We start from the raw sequence: 20552 nt of genomic DNA on the forward strand, positions 1-20552 counted from the left end.
GCGGGCAAGGCGGCCTTGCAGCCTGGCAGACGCGCAGCTCAACGCAATACAGCTCAGCTCAGCGGCAACGCAGTTAAGCTGCGCCTGGCTGGATGGCTGGCTGGCTGGCTGACCTTGTGGTCTTAGACCTGAGCGAAGTTGAGCAGACGGTAGATCTGGAACTCGTTGCCATTGAGGCACTCGGTGTAATTGAAGTACTCCTCTCTGGTTGGAATGTAGCCAAGACGGGCACATACGGCACATAACTCGGCGCTGGAGAGGTAAACCTGAGAGCCCTTGCCCAGACGGTTAGGGAAGTTACGTGTTGAAGTTGAGATTACGGTGGCATTCTCAGCTACGTGGGCCTGGTTACCCATACATAAGGAGCAGCCTGGCATTTCCATACGGGCACCGGCACGGGCAAATACTGAGTACAGGCCCTCAGCACGCAGCTGGTACTCGTCCATACGGGTAGGTGGAGCCATCCAGAAGCGGCATGGGCTTTCCTGACCCATGGAGGCCAGAATGGAGCCAACAGCACGGTAGTGACCGATATTGGTCATACAGGAACCAACGAAGATCTCATCGAGCTTTGTGCCCTGGCACTCACTGAGTGGATAGGCAGCATCAGGATCATTAGGCACGCATAAGATTGGCTCAACAATCTCGTCCATGTTGATCTCAAGTACTGCAGCATACTCACAGTCAGGATCAGCCTTGATTGAGGTCGGGTTGGCAATGAACTCATCCATGGCAGCAGCACGGCGCAGCAGAGCGTCCTTATCCTTGTAGCCGTCCTCAGCCATTTCCTTTAACAGAGCGCTGTTGCTCTTTAAGTACTCAACTACGCTCTCAGTCTTGAGGTCGATAGCACAGGCAGCGGCAGAGCGCTCAGCAGAGGCGTCAGCCAGCTCGAAGGCGTGCTCAACGCTCAGATCCTCTAGGCCCTCAATTTCCAGAATGCGGCCGGAGAAGACATTGACCTTGCCCTTCTTGTCGAGGGTAAGCATACCCTGCTTGCGGGCAAAGTAAGGAATGGCATGAACGAGGTCACGCAGGGTAATGCCCGGACGACGTGTACCGGTGAAGCGCACCAGTACGGACTCAGGCATATCAAGCGGCATCATGCCGGTAGCTGCTGCAAAGGCCACCAGACCGGAACCTGCAGGGAATGAAATACCCAGTGGCATACGGGTATGGCTGTCACCACCGGTACCTACAGTGTCAGGCAGACACATGCGGTTTAACCAGGAGTGAATAACACCGTCACCTGGCTTTAAGGAAACACCGCCACGGTCAATGATGAACTTAGGCAGAGTCTTGTGATTCTTGACGTCTACAGGACGTGGATAGGCACAGGTATGACAGAAGGACTGCATTACCAGTGGTGCAGTGAACTTGAGGCAGGCAAGATCCTTGAGCTCATCACGGGTCATAGGACCTGTGGTGTCCTGAGAACCAACAGTAGTGACCTTGACCTCAACATACTGGCCAGGACGTACACCCTCAAGACCGCAGGCACGGCCTACCATCTTCTGGGCACGGGTAAAGCCCTTTGTGTTGCCGGCATCAGCATCGGACTGTACAGGGGCAAAGACATCAGGCATGTCACAGCCCAGGAACTCACAGGCGCGGCGGGTCAGAGCACGGCCAATGATAAGAGGGATACGGCCACCGGCACGAACCTCATCTACCAGGCTTGGACGCAGGGAGAATGAAGCAACAACCTCATCGCTGTCATTTAAGGTGATCTGGCCCTGAGCATAGTTGACCTTGATGGTGTCACCCATATTCATACGGGTTACATCCACCTCAATTGGCAGAGCACCGGAATCCTCAAGGGTATTGTAGAAAATAGGAGCAAACTTGCCGCCCAGCACCAGGCCGCCTGCCTTCTTGTTTGGTACGCCCTCAATGTCATCACCAAAGTGATAGAGCACGGAATTGGTAGCTGACTTACGGGAAGAGCCGGTACCTACTACGTCACCGACAAATACTACTGGCAGACCACGGGACTTGAGAGAATTGATGAGCTTGACCGGACCGGTTACGCCCTCTTCATCAGCCTCAAGACCGTCACGGGTGTTCTTGAACATGGCCAGAGCGTGCAGCGGGATGTCAGGACGGGACCAGGCATCAGAGGCCGGGGAAAGGTCGTCGGTGGTGATCTCACCAGTTACCTTGAAAACGGTATAGGACTGGGACTCAGGAAGAGAGTCACGGGAGGTAAACCAGGTTGCCTTTGACCAGCGGGTGATGAGCTCACGGGCCTGCTCATTGCCCTCCTTGCACAGCTTTGCCACCTCATCAAAGGCGTCATAAATCATCAGAGTGTGCTCAAGGGCATCAACGGCATCGGCTGCCAGCTCGCCATCAGAGAGCAGAGCAATCAGCGGGGCTACGTTATAGCCGCCCTTCATCTGACCCAGGAGCTCTACAGCCTGCTCCGGGCTGACCAGTGGAGACTCGACAGCGCCGGTGGCAACATCAGCAAGGAACTTGGCCTTAACCTCGGCTGCCTCATCCACACCAGGTGGAACACGGGAGGCCAGCAGGTTGAACAGCACAGTTTCACTGCCTGATGGAGGATCCTGCAGCAGGTCAACCAGTTCAGTTACCTCAGCTGCATTTAAAGGCAGCGGCTCAATATGCTGACGGGCACGCTCGTTTGCTTTCAGGAAATAGTCAGTTAAATAATCTTGAGCCATAGCTACCTCTTTGGAAAAATCCTAATTATCTGCATGTGCATGTGGGCAAGGACTGTCCGGAAAACCCCTGTCCGGAGCCATGCGGGAATCCTAACCAGACAAGTGTATAAAACTTTTCCTGGACAGGACACTGTGCACTGTTTTTGCGCATCAACCCTCTCTACCCGCAAAAAATTACCTCACTTTTGCACACAATATGAGCATCACCCTGTCCTCGCAGCTGCCGCTGCAGCTGCAGCTGCAGACCATGCCTGCATGGCCTGCAGTGTCGCCGGCAGGGGCGCAGCGCAGCCAAGCTGAGCTGCACTGACGCAGCCACTTCCGTGGCGGCGTCTGCCGGTGCACGGCGTCAGTTCCTGGCATCGGTCAGGCGCAGGCCAATGCGGGTGTAGTCAAAGACAGGGCCCGGATCGGTCTTGCGGCCCGGGGCAATCTCACTGTGGGATGCCACTCTGTCACCAATATCAGGATAGGTCGCACGCAGCAATGTGACTACCTTATCAAGGACCTGATACTGCTCATCTGTATATGGAATGTCATCAGTACCCTCAAGCTCAATACCAATGCCATAGTCATTGCACTCAGGCTGGTCACGGTAGGAGCTGCGGCCGGCATGCCATGCACGATCAAGGAAGGAGACATACTGGGTGATAACACCCTGCCTGTTGATAAACAGATGGGTGGACAGCTCAAGCTGGTATATACCCTCAAAGTAAGGATCGTCCTCAGCCTTTAAAGATGAGGTAAAAAGCTGATCGACATATGGTCCGCCAAACTTGCCTGGAGGCAGAGAAATACCATGCATCACAATCAGCGAAATCTCACCGGCCGGGCGTCGGTTGAAATTCCTGGTAGGAACCTGACGTACTCCCCTGCCCTCAAGCCATCCGGCAATAATCCTCATACTTTCCCCCTTTTACACAGGTCTGCTGCCACTCTCTGAGCTGCCAGCCGCCATCAGCCAGCATGTCAGCCTGTCATCTGTATCAGCACCGCGTCACAGCATACCGCCACGGCGCAGCATGCCGACCACGCGATGGCATGGCATTTCGTCGCACGGCCATGCGGCTGCAGCAGCGCACAGGCGCTGTGAGCTTCAGGAAAACTGATGACAGTAATGAGCTCATTCTAATACATGGCTGATGCCAATGGCTGCAGCTGCAACGATAGAGCATAGAATAAGGGCAAAACAGATGAGGAGGGGATGGGACGGCATTGCTGACTGCAGGCGCGCTAATACCTTTAGTAAATCGTTTTGATTAAGGTGGTACTGGGCTGGACAGGTGAGCTTTTAAGATGACTGGGGAAGTCCGTGCAGATGCTTGGGTAATGCGACGGTCCCGGGTATGATGCAGCTGAGGTGCGGGCCTGGATAAGGAGATATGGCCTGCGTGCAAAGCGCAGCGGCCACAGCTCCGCTTGGAGGCTGTGGCCGCTGGATGGTGTGCCTGTGGGCTGTGGGCCCACGGGGCAGGGAATCCGGTTAGTTGAGGATTAGACGGTGGCCGCCCAGACCTGCAGTGACGTCCTCGGACTCGAGGAATTCGATGGCGTTGTTTTCAACAACACGACGATCAATCTCGATGAGCTCATAGTTGGCGGCGTCAGCCAGAACGGCGCGCAGCAGCATGTTGTTGAGCTTGTGACCGGTCTTGTAGGCACGGAAGTTACCTAAAATGCTGTGACCATACATGTAGAGGTCGCCTACAGCATCAAGCATCTTGTGCTTTACAAACTCATTTGGGTAACGCAGACCGTCAGGGTTGATTACACGGTAGTCATCAAGTACTACGGCATTCTCAAGGGAACCGCCCAGAGCCAGATTGTGGCTGTGCATGAACTCAACGTCCTTCATGAAGCAGAAGGTACGGGCACGGGACAGTTCGCGAACGAAGCTCTCACCTGAGAAGTCGAGGAAGAAATGCTGAAGATCCCTGTCCATGGCCGGATGATTGAAATCAATGGTCAGGTCCATGGTAAAACCATCGCCCGGAGTGATCTCGGCCCACTTCTCACCATCTTCTACGCGTACGGCACGCTTGAGGTGAATGAACTTCTTAGGGGCCTGGAGTTCCTGGACACCAGTGGTTTCGAACAGGTAAATGAAAGGCTGTGATGAACCGTCCATTACCGGCAGCTCAGGGGCATTTACGTCCACATAAAGGTTGTCGATACCCAGAGCACACAGGGCAGCTGTCAGGTGCTCAACAGTGGAAATACGTACACCATCGAGGTTGACCAGAGCGGTACATAACTGAGTGTCACGTACGGCATCAGGCTCGCACTTGATGGAAACGGCCGGATTCAGATCGGTACGGGTGTATATGATGCCAGTATTGGCTGGTGCAGGGCGAAAAGATACTTCTACCTTTGAGCCTGAATGCAGGCCAATTCCAGTGGCAGAAACAGCTTCTCGTATCGTTCTCTGGAAAATCATTGAAGTTTCCTCCTGCTACATCACAAAACGCCACAATTTTAGTACAAAGTGATGGCGAAAATAATACTTTCTGTCCTGAAAATCTTGCATATTTATGCAGACAGAAAAGCATAAACAGTATGTTATTGCATGGATTCCCTGATTCAGCGGTCTGGAAGAACCATGCCATGCTGCCATGCCTCTCATGCTACGCCCTCAAAATTAGGGTTAATGCAGCAAAATCGTGACAGAGGTCAAAATACTCCATCCGGTAACAACGCGCTTTTTCCTGCTGTTATCCCAGTGTGTATGCGCTGCCGGTGCCATTTAGACGGAGTGAAGAGACAAAAGTTTTATCCCTGAATCATAAAAAATATCGGCCATTGTCTGAGCATGAAATAAATCCATGCTTATCCATAGTAACGTCTATTTAACTCAATACTTTAATAATTCACTTTATTAATTTTATGTATCTAGCAAAAAGCCTGCAAACCAGCTATCCACCGGCTCTGCCGCCATGCAGTAATACCTGCATATGGCCCATATTTGGACAAACTATATAATACTTAAACAGGCATTACAAATTTCACCTCCCGACTTCACGCCCGCAAACATAAGTGATCTGTCATATTTTCATCACCCTGTCCCCGCCCTGTCGTAACGCAAGCCCCTTTAAGCAGGCTGCCTTTACAGCCGGACACAGGCACTGTGCGGTGAAGGCTAATCTATCCTCAACTTCCGCTGCTCCGCTGCTGTCTGTGCAGAATGAGAGTGGCTTGTGGCACCTGAGAAAGCCACAGCTGCAGTCGCATAAGCCCCACGTTCCCTCATCCGCAGCCGCAGGAGTAGCGTCATTAAGAACCAGGCTTTAAACAGGTTCTCCAGCCCAGCCAATACTCCATTACAGTCCCGCTACGGACAGCCCTTCTGACAACTTATGGCCTGGTGCTCATTACTTATAGCTGATTCCATGCTTACTCCCCTCCCTGCTACCTATACCGGCTTTACACATGCGAACTGGCGCTACTCACATGTGAACTGGCTCCGTTACCCATGTACTGCGTATTGCTGGTGGTGACCAATGAGCGCAGCGGCACTACCGCAAGGGGCAACACCTGCCATGTTCACGGCCTTTGCTGTGGGCAAGGCACAAGGTGCCGAAGCAACATGCTCGCAAGCACCAGCCGTTATGATGAGGTGTGTTCTGGTGAACACTGTCTGAACTGCCACTCATGAGGCGCTGTCGGTGTGCTGTCTGCAGGTCGGCAAGGAGCAAAATATGGCGCTGTTGAGATACTGTTTTGCAGGGAACTTTCCGGGATGAGAATCAGATGTCATACAACGCGCTTTATAACGCATGATGCTCCATTTCAGTCCAAGGCACAGGCCTATACATATAGTAAATTATATAGATATACTTCAATTATATTTGATTGATATAAGGAGACGTCTCGGAGCAGCTGGTGCAGCAATGGCTTGCCCTGCAGTGGCTTGCCCGGCATTAGACAACCCTGCAGTGGACTGTTGGACAGTTGCCTTGTGCTGTGCTGTTCTGTGGACATGGGCTTGTGCAGGAGCAGCTGCCTGACTCCGAAGTCATTAGATTAGGGATGGATGGGGTTATTGGAACTGGAAGTGAGCGACGTGGTAGCCGTCTGAAGAAGTGAGCTTTTGATCCGTAGAGAGAAAATGTGGCAGGCTGTCCTGCTGGGCCGCTGGACGGCTTTGGTGTGGGGTTTTGGAGTGGGGGATTTTGGTAGATTGTCGGGTGTTTAGACACGGGAGCGTAGTCGCTGGTCTTTTTTGGGTTGGGTTGGGGTGTTCGGAGGTGTTCGTGGGGCTGGAGGCAAATAAAAAGCCCACAACCGAGGTCATGGGCTTTGGATACACCACCGGGCCGATGGTGCTAGTACACTAAGTTATTGGGTAATCTTTAGACCTTCTTGCGGAAGATAGAAGGGATTTCGTTTGACTCGTTCCAGTCATCGCTGCTGGCGCTGCTTGAGCTGTTGCCGTTGAAGTTTACTTCCTGGCTGGCGATGGAGGAAAAGCCATTAGGTGCAAGACCGTTACCTACGGTATTGACCTGCTGAATGCGGTGCTCACCACCAGCTACGGCAGCTGGACGGTTCTGAGCGGCTGCACCGGCAGCGGCAGCTGCTGGGGCGGCTGGGCGTACTGGTGGAACGTAGTTCTGCTGCTGTACGTTTCTGAAGAAGCCGTTGTCATTACCTGATGGTGGACGACGGTTCAGGCTGGTACGGCCGGAGGAATTGAACTGACGCTCGGAGTTGGAAACCTCGGCTGAAGAGATACCGGTGATGAGAATGGTAATTTCGATCTGATCTTCCTGAATCTGGTCATCAAATACGATACCCAGCTTGCAGTCAGCTTCCTCATCAGCGTAGCTCTGGATTTCCTTCATAATCTGTTCCCACTTGTGCAGAGGGAAGTTTGGATTTACGCGGGCATAGGCAAGCAGACCGGTAGCACTTCTGATCTCAACCTCTTCAATGAGAGGAGAGTGAATGGCACGCTGAATGGCGTCTTCACAGAAGTTGGCACCCTGACCTGCGCCGGTACCGATCATGGCATGGCCACGGCCCTGCATGATGGTCTCAACGTCGGAGAAGTCGAGGTTGATGAAGCCCTTGATGGTAATGATGTCGGTAATACCGCGCACTGCGTTGAGCAGCACATCATTGGCCTCGTTGAAGGCAGAAATAATGGAGATGTTGGCACCAAGGTTGGACAGCAGCTTGTCGTTGTCCATAACGATTAAGGAATCAACGTGCTTGGACAGCTCGGTAATACCGGCCTCAGCGTTAACGGTGTGGCGCTTGCCCTCAAAGTAGAAAGGCTTGGTCACAACAGCAACGGTCAGAGCGCCGCTCTCACGGGCAATCTCGGCAATGATTGGAGCAGCACCGGTACCGGTACCACCACCCATGCCTGCAGTAATGAAGATGAGGTCAGAGCCGGCCAGCAGCTTCTTGATGTCATCACGGCTTTCCTCAGCAGCCTTGCGGCCCTTGTTAGGATCACAGCCGGAGCCAAGACCATTGGTGAGCTTAACGCCAATCTGAACCTTCAGAGGAGCAGTAGATGCGTTTAAGGCCTGAGCATCGGTGTTTACGGCAATGAACTCAACGCCGCCGATGCTCTGGTTGATCATGTGCTGGAGGGCGTTACCGCCGCCACCACCGATACCAAGAACGCGAACAACACTATTTTTTGCCTGGTGAATTCCGGATTCACTTGCAACAGAAGTCGGATCTACTGAATCCACAACAAAACCGCCCATAAAACCCCCAAATAGGTACTGTGCATCTAATTTAACTTAGTGTGTCAATTATTATAACCTCAAAAGCCCGAAAAAAGCACATCTAAATGAAAGTGCATGACCGGCGCCATGCCCTTATGCATCCCGTTCCCGGCCTGATTTACATCAGCTTCCGGACCAGGTGGCAACCTGCTGGCTACCAGCCTGCTGCTCAGTGCTGCAGACTGATTGGGCCTGCCGCGCCTGCAGCTCAGTGCCTGAGCCCGTGCAGCTTTTGCAGGTTGGGGTGCATCATTCATTGATGTTGCCCGGCAGAACGCCTGTCTCCGGCGCTGCCCGGGGCATCTGACATGCCAGCCCGGCTCGGGCACGACTTGCCATCTGCGGGCATACCAGGCTGTATGACATGCTGTGTCTTCCAGTTGTATTGCGTACTGCCTGGTACTGACAGAACCTTATGATGCCAAAAGGCGGTAAGCATCTCAGGTCATGTCCGGGTCAATTTTCAAGGTCAGCTTATTACTGCATTTTCAGCATGACTCTGTACTGCAAGCAGAGCCGCTGTTTACCTCATGCAGTTTTCCCTGATGCCGCTGGAGATCAGACATTTTCAGGCGACGCTCCCAACTTTGGGGTAGTACGTCGGCTGACGGCCTTGCTGTGACCGGATGTTGCCAGGTCACGTCCAGCCATGCTGATACAGCGGTACGGGCAAGCAAGCCGGAGCGTATCCGGCCTCGACAGGCTGATTTGCAGTAAAAGGCTGTTCAGCCACCGTCCTTGAAGACGGGCCTGTCGGTAAAAAAGGAAAGAATTCTTTGCGGGGCATGATTAACCGGGCTGATTCCAGCTCAGTAATACCCTTGCTTATGTGAAAAAAAATGATGGCCGTGGCCGCTCGGCAGCCACGACTTATCCACTTACAACATTTGCAGTGTTTCACATATATCTTGCGAGGTTCTATCTCGAAGATAAAATCATCGCGCCTGAATGAACCGTCCTTGAGTCAGATCATTAAAAGGAACTTAATAACCTTAATCAGGCTGATTCATGTACTCAGGCTAAATTGTCATTGCATGCAAGCATGCAGGACAAAATCTGCAGTTTACCTTAATTACGTGACAAATTTCACCTGCCGTCAGCTTTTTACCGCCAATTTGCAGGTCAGCGCACAACTTTGCCTGAAGTCCTGTTCCCGGCATCGCTGGGACAATATACTCAAAAGCACGCAGCTATGCGCCCTGGATGAAAATGCCCTGTAATTAAATCAAACTATATCAATATTACCCGACAATGCCCGACATTTTCCCTTGCACTATCAAGGTGCGCAACCTCAGTATCTGTAAATCAGATTTGGCCCCTGCTTTACCCAGGATAAAAAAAGCATGTACCAGGATAAAGGTCTGTACCGACAAAGGTCATTGGGGAATGTGTGAGAAGGTAAGGGAAAGGCAGGCCCGTGCTGCTGGCAAGATGCCAGGCAGGCCAGTCTGAGGCCATAAGGCTCAGGACCTGCAGCCCGTGCTTTCACTGAAAGCGCCCCTTCTGCTGCAAGGCAGTAAGGACGTCGTCCCACGAAGCAGTTTAATGTTTGTCTGTCTGTTTGCTTCAGTATATTGCTGGCTGTCCCCATTTGGCTTAGGGCAGCTGGCCTGCGGTTGCAGCTGCGCTGGGCAGCGCTGGCGCAGGCCATGCCAGGGGCGATCCAGCCGGCTTTGCCGGGCCTGGTGGCTGGCCCCATGGCCTTGTCTGTTCTTTGTTTTAGAACTCTTTTGAGAGCCAGTCGCGGGTCCAGCTTATGGCGCGGCCGACAACGCTGGTGCTGTTGCGGTTGGCGTTGAGATTGCGCACACGGTTGGACTGCTCGAGATTGATGGCATTGCCAAAACGAAGCAGGCCTACGGCAGTGGCAGAGGAGGCCAGCTCCAGGGCTTCATAATCACCCTTTACACCACGTGGTACGGCAGTCTTGACCTTTACATGGCCAATGCTGTCGGCGGCACCGAGCTTGTTGGTGGCCAGAATAGTAATACCGCTGGTGCAGGCAGCACCGCCGGTAATGACATAGCCTGCGCCAATGCTCAGAGGCTTGCCTGAGTTCTGACGGTAGCGCTCAATGCGGTCAGAAATGGTACGGAAGATATCGATAAGGCACAGTCCTACCAGGGTGGACAGATCATGACGTGGAATCATGGCTGTCTGATTGCCATTAGGGAAGGAGAGTACCTCGTTTTGTACTTCTGGAGGCAGCAGGGCCGGATGGGCTACGCCATAGTTGAGCTTGAGGTATTCAGCTGTTGGCAGGGAGACACCAAAGTGAGTGGCGATATCGCGGGTTACAGAATTGCCGCCCACATCAAGACCAAAGGTCAGCACCAGGCGTGACTGATCATAAACGGCCACGTTGATGGCACCGGCACCAAAATCGATGAGACAGACACCAATATCCTTTTCTTCCTGAGAGAGCACGGCGTCAGCCGCAGCTACGCCATTGTAGATAACATGCTCAATCTGGAACTGGCTGGAAAGCTTTTCAAAGGCGGCACGCAGATTATTTTCCTGATCTTCGTTACAGGCAATCAGATGTACGTCTACGCCCAGGCGCATGGCGCTTAAATCAATAGGATTGGAGATATTGCCGGTACCGTCAATGTCATAGCTCTGAGGAATGACATGCAGCAGGTGGCTGTACTCGGAGAACTTGGCAGAGCGGGCATGCGCAATGGCATTTTCCTTGTCCTGAGCAGTTACACGGTGAGACGGTACAGTGGCATTGCCCTTTTCATTCTTGGACTGAATATGACGTCCGGCAATACCTACAAAGCAGCGTGAAAACTGACCGCCGGTATTCTTTTCATAATTATGAATAAGAATGGAGAGCTTTTCGGTGAGCTTTTCAAGATCAGAGACAGTACCGTTGACAATACCTGCTGAAGGCACTTCATCAAAGTAGGAAACAGACACAATGTTTTCACTGTCCACAAGGCCCTCAATAAGGCGGATCTTGGAGGTACCAATATCTACTGCGACCAAAGGCTCCGGGGCTTTTGCCTGGTCTGCGGCTGCCTTATGACCTCTATTAAACATTCAATATCTCCTGTCCTCTGATAGACCTCATGAACCGGCCCGCTCCCCAAAAATCACAGACAGGGGGAGCTGCAGCCAGGCCACTGTTTGTGCACCTGCCTGGGCCCGCGCCACAAAGAGGTGCGGGCTCAGGCAGGGTGCCATTGCGCCAGTCGGTGACCGGGGGCGGACCTGTCTGCTTTGCATTGCATTGCCGTACAGCGCCGCTCCGGGCCTGACTGGTGTCAGCCTGTCAAAATCTTTTCCCGGGCCTTCCGGCAGCTGCTGCCGCCTGATGCGGCATGCTGGCTGTGCTGTGCAGCTTGCTGCATTGCGGCAGCTGCTGTGCAGCTTACTGCTGCAGCCGGGCCCATATACTAAAAACCTTTTTCACGGCAGCATCAGCTGCCTGCACATACGGAGAGTGCCACAAAAGCGCTTTTTCAGCTCTCCGCCGCTCCTGAACTTGCGCGAAGGAGCCACATAGTTCTCTGCCTTCGCTCAGGATGGTAAACAGTAAATTTTAGCCAAATTTGCATGTTAATGGCTAGTGGCGCACCGCAAAGGCGTGCTCAGGCACAGTGCCTTACTGTGCCGTGACACTGGCGCGCCGCCCCGCCCCCATCAACGCTTGCGCTGCACTGTGCAGGCAGAGCAGCGCAGGCTGACAGCACAGCGTTGAGCTGAGCTGAGCGGGGCGGACTTATGTTATTTGCTTTTCTCGCCTACGGCAAAACCGTTGTCGTAGCGCAGGTCGACATAGTCGATGTCACTTAATTTGAGCTTTGTTTCTCTAAAAGCAAGAATAAAGCGCTTTAAGCGCAGCAGCGGCAGATCAGGGGAGCTTTCGCGGCCCAGGATCAGCCAGACATTGCCCTCGATAAGTACGCGGTAGCCACGGGCAGCGTCCAGGTGCACCTCTCTTATGATGTAAGGAGTACGGGCTGTCATCTGCATGAATTTGTAGGCATGAGCATACAGCTCTCCGGCCAGAGTGTCATGAGGGGCACTCAAGGTCACGAGGGAGAGATCGGTATTGGGCATTTCAGGATAGAAAACGCTGTCGGTATGGGCATCATAAAAGCCCGTGGATTTCCATCGTGCCGACGGGAAGTGCTCTACCAGATTGACAATGATGGTGTCAGGCATGCGTCTGCTTACTGATGCCTTGGATACCCATGGCATCTGCACCAGAGCATTGTGCAGCTGTGAGAGATCGTAGCTGATGAGATTATGACCTGCGGCCATCTTGCCCACAGTAGAGGCAATTTCCTCTTTGCTGATATGGGTAAGCTTGCCATTGACCACAACGCGGGCCACAGGAAAAGTGCTGCTGTCGGTGGCGTAATCCACCATGAACTCAACAGCCTTGTAGTTAACTCCAAGAAAGCACAGGAATACGGCCAGTGACAGAATGAAACTGCCACGGCTGCGTCTCCTTTTAAATGGATGCTTTGCTGATGCCACTTGTCTTTCCTGTGGTTATTTAAATACTCCGACCGCGTCCTGCACAGACCTGCGGTATCAGTGGCCCGACTGGCCCGGGCATGGGCTTAGCTTCCCGGCGCTGGCGGCACATGGCTCATGGCTCATGGCTCATGCCAGGGGCATGGTGCCATGCCACCGGCGTCAGGCGTCAGGCCTCGGCCTTTGGCCAGCGGGAGCTGAGCATGCCGGCTACCTGTACGACATTGCCTGCGCCCTGGGTGAGGACAATATCGTTTTCCTCGCACAGTACGTCCAGCAGCTCAGGCACTTCGTCTACTGTTTCGACATAGTGAGGCTCAATGCGGCCCTGAGATCTGATGGAATGACACAGATGGCGGCCATCCACACCAGGAATGCGGCTTTCGCCTGCTGAGTAAATCTCGACCAGAATCAGCACGTCCACCATCTGCAGTACCTTGACGAAGTCCTCGTAAAGGTCGCGGGTGCGTGAGTAGCGGTGTGGCTGGAAGACCATAACCAGACGACGGCTTGGCCAGCCCTCGCGTATGGCCTTGATGGTGGCCATGACCTCAGATGGATGGTGACCGTAATCGTCAACGATGCTGACCGTTCCCTTAGGGGCCATGAAGCGGCCATAGCGCTGGAAGCGGCGGCCTACACCCTCAAAGTGCTCAAGAGCGCTGAGAATAAACTGCTCCTCAACTCCCTCTTCAAGAGCCACGGCAATGGCTGCAGTAGCATTCTTGGCCATGTGAAGGCCTGGCAGAGGCAGTTTGACGTTGAGGTCTGGGCCGTTCCTGCGCTTTACGGTAAAGAACGAGCCTGCCTTCATCTGCATGAAATTTGTGACCTGCAGATCGGCCTCCTCACTGACACCGTAGGTAATTACCTGACGGCCAATGCGCGGGATGATGCTCTTAACTACTGGATCATCAATGCACACTACGGCTACGCCATAGAAAGGCAGATTGTGCAGGAACTGGACAAAGGTATCGGTAAGTCGGGAAAAATCGCCGCCGTAGGTCTCAAGGTGATCGGCCTCGATATTGGTGACCACGGTCAGCATAGGCTGCAGATGCAGGAATGAGGCATCTGACTCATCGGCCTCGGCAATTAAAAAACGGCTGGTACCCAGACGGGCGTTGGTACCGGCAGAGTTGAGCAGACCGCCAATCACAAAGGTAGGGTCCAAGGCTGCCTCGGCAAAGATGGAGGCAATCAGGGAGGTAGTGGTGGTCTTGCCATGGGTACCGGATACGGCAATGCCATAGCGGTAGCGCATGAGCTCGCCTAACATCTCGGCGCGGCGTACTACGGGAATACGGGCAGCAATGGCGGCTTCAACCTCAGGGTTGCCGGTATGAATGGCAGATGACACTACCACTACGCTGGCCCCCTCGACATTTTCCTTACGGTGGCCAATGAAGATCTGAATGCCCAGTTCACTAAGGCGCTCGGTGACCTTGCCCGGGGCAATGTCAGAGCCGGATACTGCATAGCCCTCATTTTTCAGAACTTCGGCAATACCGCACATGCCTGAGCCGCCGATACCCACAAAATGGATACGACGTACCTTGTGCATGTGAGGCACAGTTTCAAAATTAGGCTGATTCTTCATGGCTGTAGTATGAAAATGGCGCTGACGGCAGCTGCCGGTAAACCTCAGGTTCACCAGGGCCCTGCTGCGCAGGAAAAGACAAAGACGGGATCCGGACTCGTGCAGCTGCCCATCAGGCAGCACTTACTGTGCAGACTGCGCAGCAATGCCGCTGCTGCCTGAGCAGCAGGGTGCACGCAGCTTAGCTGCAGCTGTGTGTCCGGGCAAATACTCCGGTAAATACTCCAGGCAATACCCCGGCATACTCAGCAAAAGCAGATGTGCCAGCATGGCCGGAGGCCAGGCCATATGGGCGGGCCAGTGGCAGACCATCGCATGACCAGGCCAGTAGCAGGCCATGGCATGGCAGTGCCATGATGATGGCAGGGGCACTGTCTTTCAGGCACGACAGTGCCGGGCATGGCCGGTGGTGTCATGGCACCAGGTCCGGGCAGGCCCCTTAAGAGCACAATGTGAGCAAACCGCAGTTAACCTTGAACAGACCAGCTTCTCTGACTGTCAGGGCTGATACCTGCAGTCGCATTTTTTAGGAGAGACCGACTGAAAAAAATTTGCCCTGATCTTAGAACAAAACTGCCCCGGGTACAAATAACGAAGTCCACATTTTTTGCACGTGGCCTGGCGGCCAGGTCCTGGTCCTCTGCCATGGGGCTTTGCCTATGGCGCTGGCCTGGGCCAGCCTGTCCGGCAGGCATGGCATCTGTCCGTATGACCGTCCCTGGTCAGGCCTGTGCCTGGCGTGGGCCTGTCCCTGGCACAGGATCAGGCACTGGGTCAGGCCAGTTCTTCAATAATCTGGCAGACGCGGCTGGTAGCGTCGAGGCGGGCAGCGCCTGAGGCGGCCTTTGACATCTGGGCCAGGGTGGCCGGGTCACGCAGCTGCGCAATGATATCGTGCAGGGCCTGGGCGTTGAGCTCAGACTGTGGCATCAGACGGGCTGCGCCGGCCTTTACCAGGGTCTGGGCATTTTTGGTCTGATGGTCATCTACAGCTGTAGGGAGAGGAACGAATACGGCTGGCAGACCTACGGCGCTGACCTCAGATACGGTTGAGGCACCGGCACGGCAGATAACCAGATCGGCCTTGCTGTAGGCTGAGGCCATATCCTCAATAAAATCAGAGGTCTGATACTCAAACTGGGCACCTTCGTAGTTGGCTGCAGTCTTTACAGCCTGGTCTTTGCCGCACTGATGGAAGACGCTGATGTCATCACGGCCAAAGAGCCTGAGGGCCTGTGGAACCTGCTCGTTAAGGGCTGTGGCACCAAGTGAGCCGCCCACAATTAAAATGCGGGTCCGGCCATCTTCATGGGCAAAGGAGCGCTCCTTACCGGCCAGAGCCATGATTTCGCTGCGCACAGGATTGCCTACGGACTCCACCTTTGGGCCGGTGAAAGCCTCACCTACGCCCAGCAGAATGCGGTCGGCAAAGCGGGCCAGTACACGGTTGGTCATACCGGCTGCGGCGTTCTGCTCATGGAGAATCAGAGGAATACCGCTTAAGCGGGCTGCCATGCCGCCCGGGGCTGAAGCATAGCCGCCAAAGCCAATGACTACATCAGGCTTGAAGCTGTTAATGATCTTCTTTGCCTGGCCAATGGCATTCATGACCATGAAAGGTGCCTTGATAAGGGACATGATGCCGTTGCGGCGAATACCTTTGACATCGACATAGCTGATATCAATGCCGGCAGCCGGAACCACACGCTCCTCAATACGGCCACGGGTACCCATCCAGTGGACTGTGTGGCCGCGATCCATAAGCTCACGGGCAATGGCCATGGCTGGAAAAACATGACCGCCGGTACCACCGGCCATTACTAATACTCTTTTGCTCATTGTTTAACTCTCATTGCCCGGGCTCATGCACGAGCCCTGTCCATTCGGGGTATTGGCGGGGCCGGTGCCCAGCAGAGCTGGGCCGGTAGCCCGCAGGCCTGCGCCTGCGGCCCGACAGGGCCAGCGGCAGCTGACCTGGCAGCTGCCGCGCATGTGGCGGGGCGGCCATTGTCAGCTGTATTTGAGGTCGCCCAGTTTCTGGGTGCGCCACTCGTAGTCGATGCGCAGCAGGATAGCAAGAGCCCACATACATACAATCAGGGAGGAGCCGCCATAGGAAATGAGCGGCAGGGTCAGACCCTTGGTAGGAAGACCGCCCGAGGCGGCGCCAATATTAATTACAGTCTGCAGACAGAAGAACATGCCAATGCCAAAAGCCACATAGCCCTGGAACTGGGAACGCTGCCTTAAGATGCGTGATGCCAGGATAATGGCCTTACAGATAATGATGAACTCCAGCAGGATGACAAAGCACACGCCAATAAAGCCGCACTCCTCACCAAGGATAGACATTACAAAGTCGGTATGGGCCTCAGGCAGATAGCCCAGCTTCTGAATTGAGTTGCCTATGCCCTCGCCCGTCATGCCGCCACGGCCAAAGGCCATGAGTGACTGGGTGAGCTGATAGCCGGAGCCAAAACGGTCCTGCCATGGATCAAGGAAGGCGGTCACACGGGCCAGACGGTAAGGCTGAGCCCAGATAATAATGGCGCCTACCGCGCCTACAAATACCAGGGTAATCAGATATTTGAGCAGACCGGCACCGGCCATGAACAGAATGCCAAAGGTAATGGCTGTTACTACCACCAGAGAGCCGAAGTCAGGCTGGAGCAGCAGCAGGAAAGCAATACCGGCAATGAAGGCCATTGGCTTTAAGAAGCCTGCCAGCTCATGACGCACCATTTCAATCTTGCGGCAGGTATAGCTTGAAAAGTAGATAATCCAGAAGAGCTTGAGCAGCTCGGCCGGCTGCAAATTGATGGGGCCTACGCCGATCCATCTTTTGGCCTCATTGACCTCACGGCCAATGATAAGCACCAGCACCAGCAGAAGCATGGCAAAGCCCATCAGGGGCAGCGAAATGTTAAACCACGTCTTGCTGGGTATCGAAGTCATCAGCAGTCCCCAGACTACAGCCACGCCGGTAAAGATAATCTGACGCTTGAGATAGTAATAGGCATCACCGGTAGAGTGATAGGCCTCCTGCACCGATGCTGATGAGATGAGCACAATGGAGATGAGCATCAGCAGCAGGCTGACAAAGATGATGGTGCGATCAAATTTGGCAACCTTGCTTACTTTAGTGTCAATCTTGAACATGAAGCACCTGAATAACTCAAAGGCGGGTCAGCCCGCATGGTAACTGCCGGTGAATGGCCCTGGGCCATGGGCCGGGAGCCCGATGGCCCACGGCCCGGGTCATGTGCCCCGTGGCCGGGGCCATCGGCCGGGCGGAGCCTGATAAAGGGCTGAGCAGGTTCAGCGCTTTATCAGGAGCTGGTGATATCGTCGCGGCTGATGAGGTTGTTGACCAGGTTGACGAAGACGCGGCCACGCTCGTCAAAGCCCTTGAACTGGTCAAAGGAGGCACAGGCCGGGCTTAACAGAATGGCCTGACCGTCCCTGGACTCGGCAAAGGCCTGACGTATGGCCTGACGCATGTTCATAACGCCTACGCAGCGCTTTTTGTCCAGAGCAAGGAGCTTGTCAGCATCACGGCCAAAGCAGTATATACGACTGATTTCCTTGCCCAGGTAACGCTTTAAAGGAGTGAAGTCCTGCCCCTTGCCGATGCCGCCTGCCAGCAAAATGATGCCTTCCTTGTGACGTGGGCTCAGGCCGGTAATGGCAGCCTCGGCTGAGGCCACATTGGTAGCCTTGGAGTCATTGTAGAAAGAGACGCCCTCGAGAATGCGTACCAGCTGACAGCGGTGCTCAAGGCCGGTAAAGGTCTTGAGAGCCTGAATCTGCACTTCACGTGGAATGTTCATGGCATCAGCAAGAGCCATGGCTGCAAGGGCATTGAGCTCATTGTGTACACCGCAGATGATGAGATCACGCGCATCAAGTACGCGCTTGCCGTTGACACACAGATAGGTGGTGTTCTCGGTGACCTCACGGCCATACTCGCTGTTATCAAGACCGAAGCTGGCAAAGATGCGGGACTTTTCGGCCTTGTCTTTTGGCATGGTGCGAGGATCATCACGGTTGACTATGATGCGCTTGCAGTTCTTGAAGATACGGCGCTTGGCTTCGGCATATTTCTCAATGGAGCCATCGTAACGGTCAAGGTGATCCTCGGAGACATTAAGCATGACGGCAGCATCGATATTAAGGCTGCTGGTGGTCTCAAGCTCGAAACTGGAAAGCTCAAGGACATAGGTCTGAACACGGTCGGAGAGAATATCGAATACGGCATTGCCAAAATTGGCGCCGATAGCTGTGTTCAGGCCGGCCTTTTCCATCATGTAACCGGTAAGGGCAGTAACAGTGGACTTGCCATTGGAACCGGTGATGGCCACTACAGGGGCCTTGACCTCATGGGCAAAGAGCTCGATGTCGCCTACGATTTCAGCGCCTGCAGCCTCAGCGGCCTTAATCTCAGGCATGTTGATGGACAGGCCCGGGCTTACTACCAGCATGTCATAGGTTTTGAGCAGCTCGACATTGAGCGGTCCCAGGTTGAAGTCAACACCGCCAGGTACTTCCTCGGCATAAGGAGGGTTGGTGCGGGTATCAAAAAGAGACAGCTTCTTGATGTCGTGTCTTAACAGGTAGGAAACAACAGCAATATTGGAAACACCAAGACCTACTACGGCAATCTTCTTACCTTGATATCTGTCCATAGCCATTAATCAGCTCCAGCAAAATCATTCAGGACATAACCCTGTCCGGCCGGGAAGGGGCCGCGCCCGGTGCCTGCGTCCCAGCCAGGGAGGCATTGCCTCCCATCAGGCGCGGCACTGAGCATACAGCCCGGAAAATTCTTATGCCCGCCTGCCATAGGTCAGGCCAGGCAGGAGGCGGCGCGGCTGCAGCGCGCTGCATGCAGCGCCCGCCCCGGGCGCATCAGCGTAACTTGAGGGTCACGAGGCCCAGGAGAACCAGCATAATGCTGACAATCCAGAAACGTACGATAACACGTGGCTCTGGCCAGCCGCCCTTTTCAAAGTGGTGATGGATTGGGGCCATGCGGAAAATACGGGTACCGCGCAGACGGAAGGAACCTACCTGCAGGATTACGCTCAGGGTCTCGATAACGAAGATACCGCCCATGATAAAGAGCAGCAGCTCTTCACGAATCAGTACGGCAATAATACCAAGGGTGGCACCTAATGACAGGGAACCTACGTCGCCCATGAAGATTTCGGCAGGGTAGGTGTTAAACCATAAAAAGCCCAGACCGGCACCGACGATGGCCACACAGGCAATTACCAGCTCAGCTGCCATAGGCACATAAGGTATGTAGAGGTATTCGGCGTAATTGTAATTGGAGGTTGCCCAGGCAATGATACCAAGGCCGGTAGCCACGGTGATGGTGATCAGAATGGCCAGACCGTCAAGACCGTCGGTAAGATTTACCGCATTGGATGAGCCTGTGATTACAAAGTAGGTCAGAGGGATAATGAGGAAGCCTATATCAGGCATGAATTCCTTGAAGAAAGGCACTACCAGAGTGGTTTCGGCCGGTGTTTTGGCAAAGCCGTAAATGCAGCAGCCCAGAGTAAGGGCAATGGCTGACTGCCAGAAGTACTTGTACTTGGCACGCAGACCACGGGGATCGTGGCGTACTACCTTGAGATAGTCATCAGCAAAGCCAATCATGCCATAGCCCAGTACTGTGGCAGCGGTATACCAGACATAGACATTATCAAGGCGTGACCACAGCAGAATGGTCAGAATAATGGTGGCATTGATGAGAATACCGCCCATGGTTGGGGTGCCCTGCTTTTTGAGGTGGCTTTCCGGGCCGTCTTTACGTACAACCTGACCAAAGTGGAGAATCTGCAGACGGGCAATGGTCTTTGGTCCCAGCCACAGGGAAATTACCAGAGCGGTAAGTAAGGCACATACGGCTCTGAAGGTAAGGTAGTCAAAGACACGAAAAGCAGGCACGTACTGTGTCAGCCATTCTGCCAGCAAAATGAGCATGGTTTTCTCTCCAAGGCAGCGCCGGACCAACTTTCCATCAGA

General features: G+C 54.0%; 11 protein-coding genes. All 11 read right to left on the minus strand.

What is annotated here, in order from left to right; genetic code table 11:
• Positions 1 to 122 precede the first annotated feature (122 nt).
• The 11 genes from MXE39_RS08790 to mraY all read right to left on the minus strand — a co-directional run bounded on the left by MXE39_RS08790 (position 123) and on the right by mraY (position 20510).
• The gene (locus MXE39_RS08790) at positions 123 to 2687 is read right to left on the minus strand and encodes a bifunctional aconitate hydratase 2/2-methylisocitrate dehydratase (RefSeq protein ID WP_246978221.1); all 2565 of its coding nucleotides are present in this window, start codon (positions 2685 to 2687) and stop codon (positions 123 to 125) included.
• 349 nt (positions 2688 to 3036) lie between these two features.
• Complete coding sequence (gene ampD, locus MXE39_RS08795; protein ID WP_246978220.1) at positions 3037 to 3591, minus strand: 1,6-anhydro-N-acetylmuramyl-L-alanine amidase AmpD; 555 nt, start codon at positions 3589 to 3591, stop codon at positions 3037 to 3039.
• A 579-nt stretch (positions 3592 to 4170) separates the two neighbouring features.
• On the minus strand, positions 4171 to 5124 hold the full coding sequence (gene lpxC / locus MXE39_RS08800; RefSeq protein ID WP_246978219.1) for a UDP-3-O-acyl-N-acetylglucosamine deacetylase: 954 nt from the start codon (positions 5122 to 5124) through the stop codon (positions 4171 to 4173).
• A 1912-nt stretch (positions 5125 to 7036) separates the two neighbouring features.
• A complete protein-coding gene (ftsZ, locus tag MXE39_RS08805; RefSeq protein ID WP_246978218.1) occupies positions 7037 to 8407 on the minus strand; it encodes a cell division protein FtsZ in 1371 nt (456 codons plus the stop codon).
• A 1740-nt stretch (positions 8408 to 10147) separates the two neighbouring features.
• A complete protein-coding gene (gene ftsA / locus MXE39_RS08810; RefSeq protein WP_246978217.1) occupies positions 10148 to 11473 on the minus strand; it encodes a cell division protein FtsA in 1326 nt (441 codons plus the stop codon).
• Between the two features lie 687 nt (positions 11474 to 12160).
• Positions 12161 to 12919 carry an FtsQ-type POTRA domain-containing protein gene (locus MXE39_RS08815; protein WP_246978216.1) on the minus strand — a complete coding sequence of 253 codons (759 nt, stop codon included), beginning with the start codon at positions 12917 to 12919 and terminating at the stop codon, positions 12161 to 12163.
• 169 nt (positions 12920 to 13088) lie between these two features.
• Positions 13089 to 14519, minus strand: coding sequence for a UDP-N-acetylmuramate--L-alanine ligase (murC, locus tag MXE39_RS08820; RefSeq protein ID WP_246978245.1), 1431 nt, complete (start codon positions 14517 to 14519; stop codon positions 13089 to 13091).
• 774 nt (positions 14520 to 15293) lie between these two features.
• Complete coding sequence (gene murG / locus MXE39_RS08825; RefSeq protein ID WP_246978215.1) at positions 15294 to 16358, minus strand: undecaprenyldiphospho-muramoylpentapeptide beta-N-acetylglucosaminyltransferase; 1065 nt, start codon at positions 16356 to 16358, stop codon at positions 15294 to 15296.
• Positions 16359 to 16529: 171 nt separating this feature from the next.
• Positions 16530 to 17678, minus strand: a complete 1149-nt coding sequence (ftsW, locus tag MXE39_RS08830; RefSeq protein ID WP_246978214.1) for a putative lipid II flippase FtsW — start codon at positions 17676 to 17678, stop codon at positions 16530 to 16532.
• A gap of 170 nt (positions 17679 to 17848) precedes the next feature.
• Positions 17849 to 19204, minus strand: a complete 1356-nt coding sequence (gene murD / locus MXE39_RS08835) for a UDP-N-acetylmuramoyl-L-alanine--D-glutamate ligase (protein WP_247073996.1) — start codon at positions 19202 to 19204, stop codon at positions 17849 to 17851.
• A gap of 223 nt (positions 19205 to 19427) precedes the next feature.
• A complete protein-coding gene (gene mraY, locus MXE39_RS08840; RefSeq protein WP_246978212.1) occupies positions 19428 to 20510 on the minus strand; it encodes a phospho-N-acetylmuramoyl-pentapeptide-transferase in 1083 nt (360 codons plus the stop codon).
• Positions 20511 to 20552: the final 42 nt, after the last annotated feature.

Source organism: Anaerobiospirillum sp. NML120511, from assembly GCF_023050955.1.
Lineage (GTDB): Bacteria > Pseudomonadota > Gammaproteobacteria > Enterobacterales > Succinivibrionaceae > Anaerobiospirillum.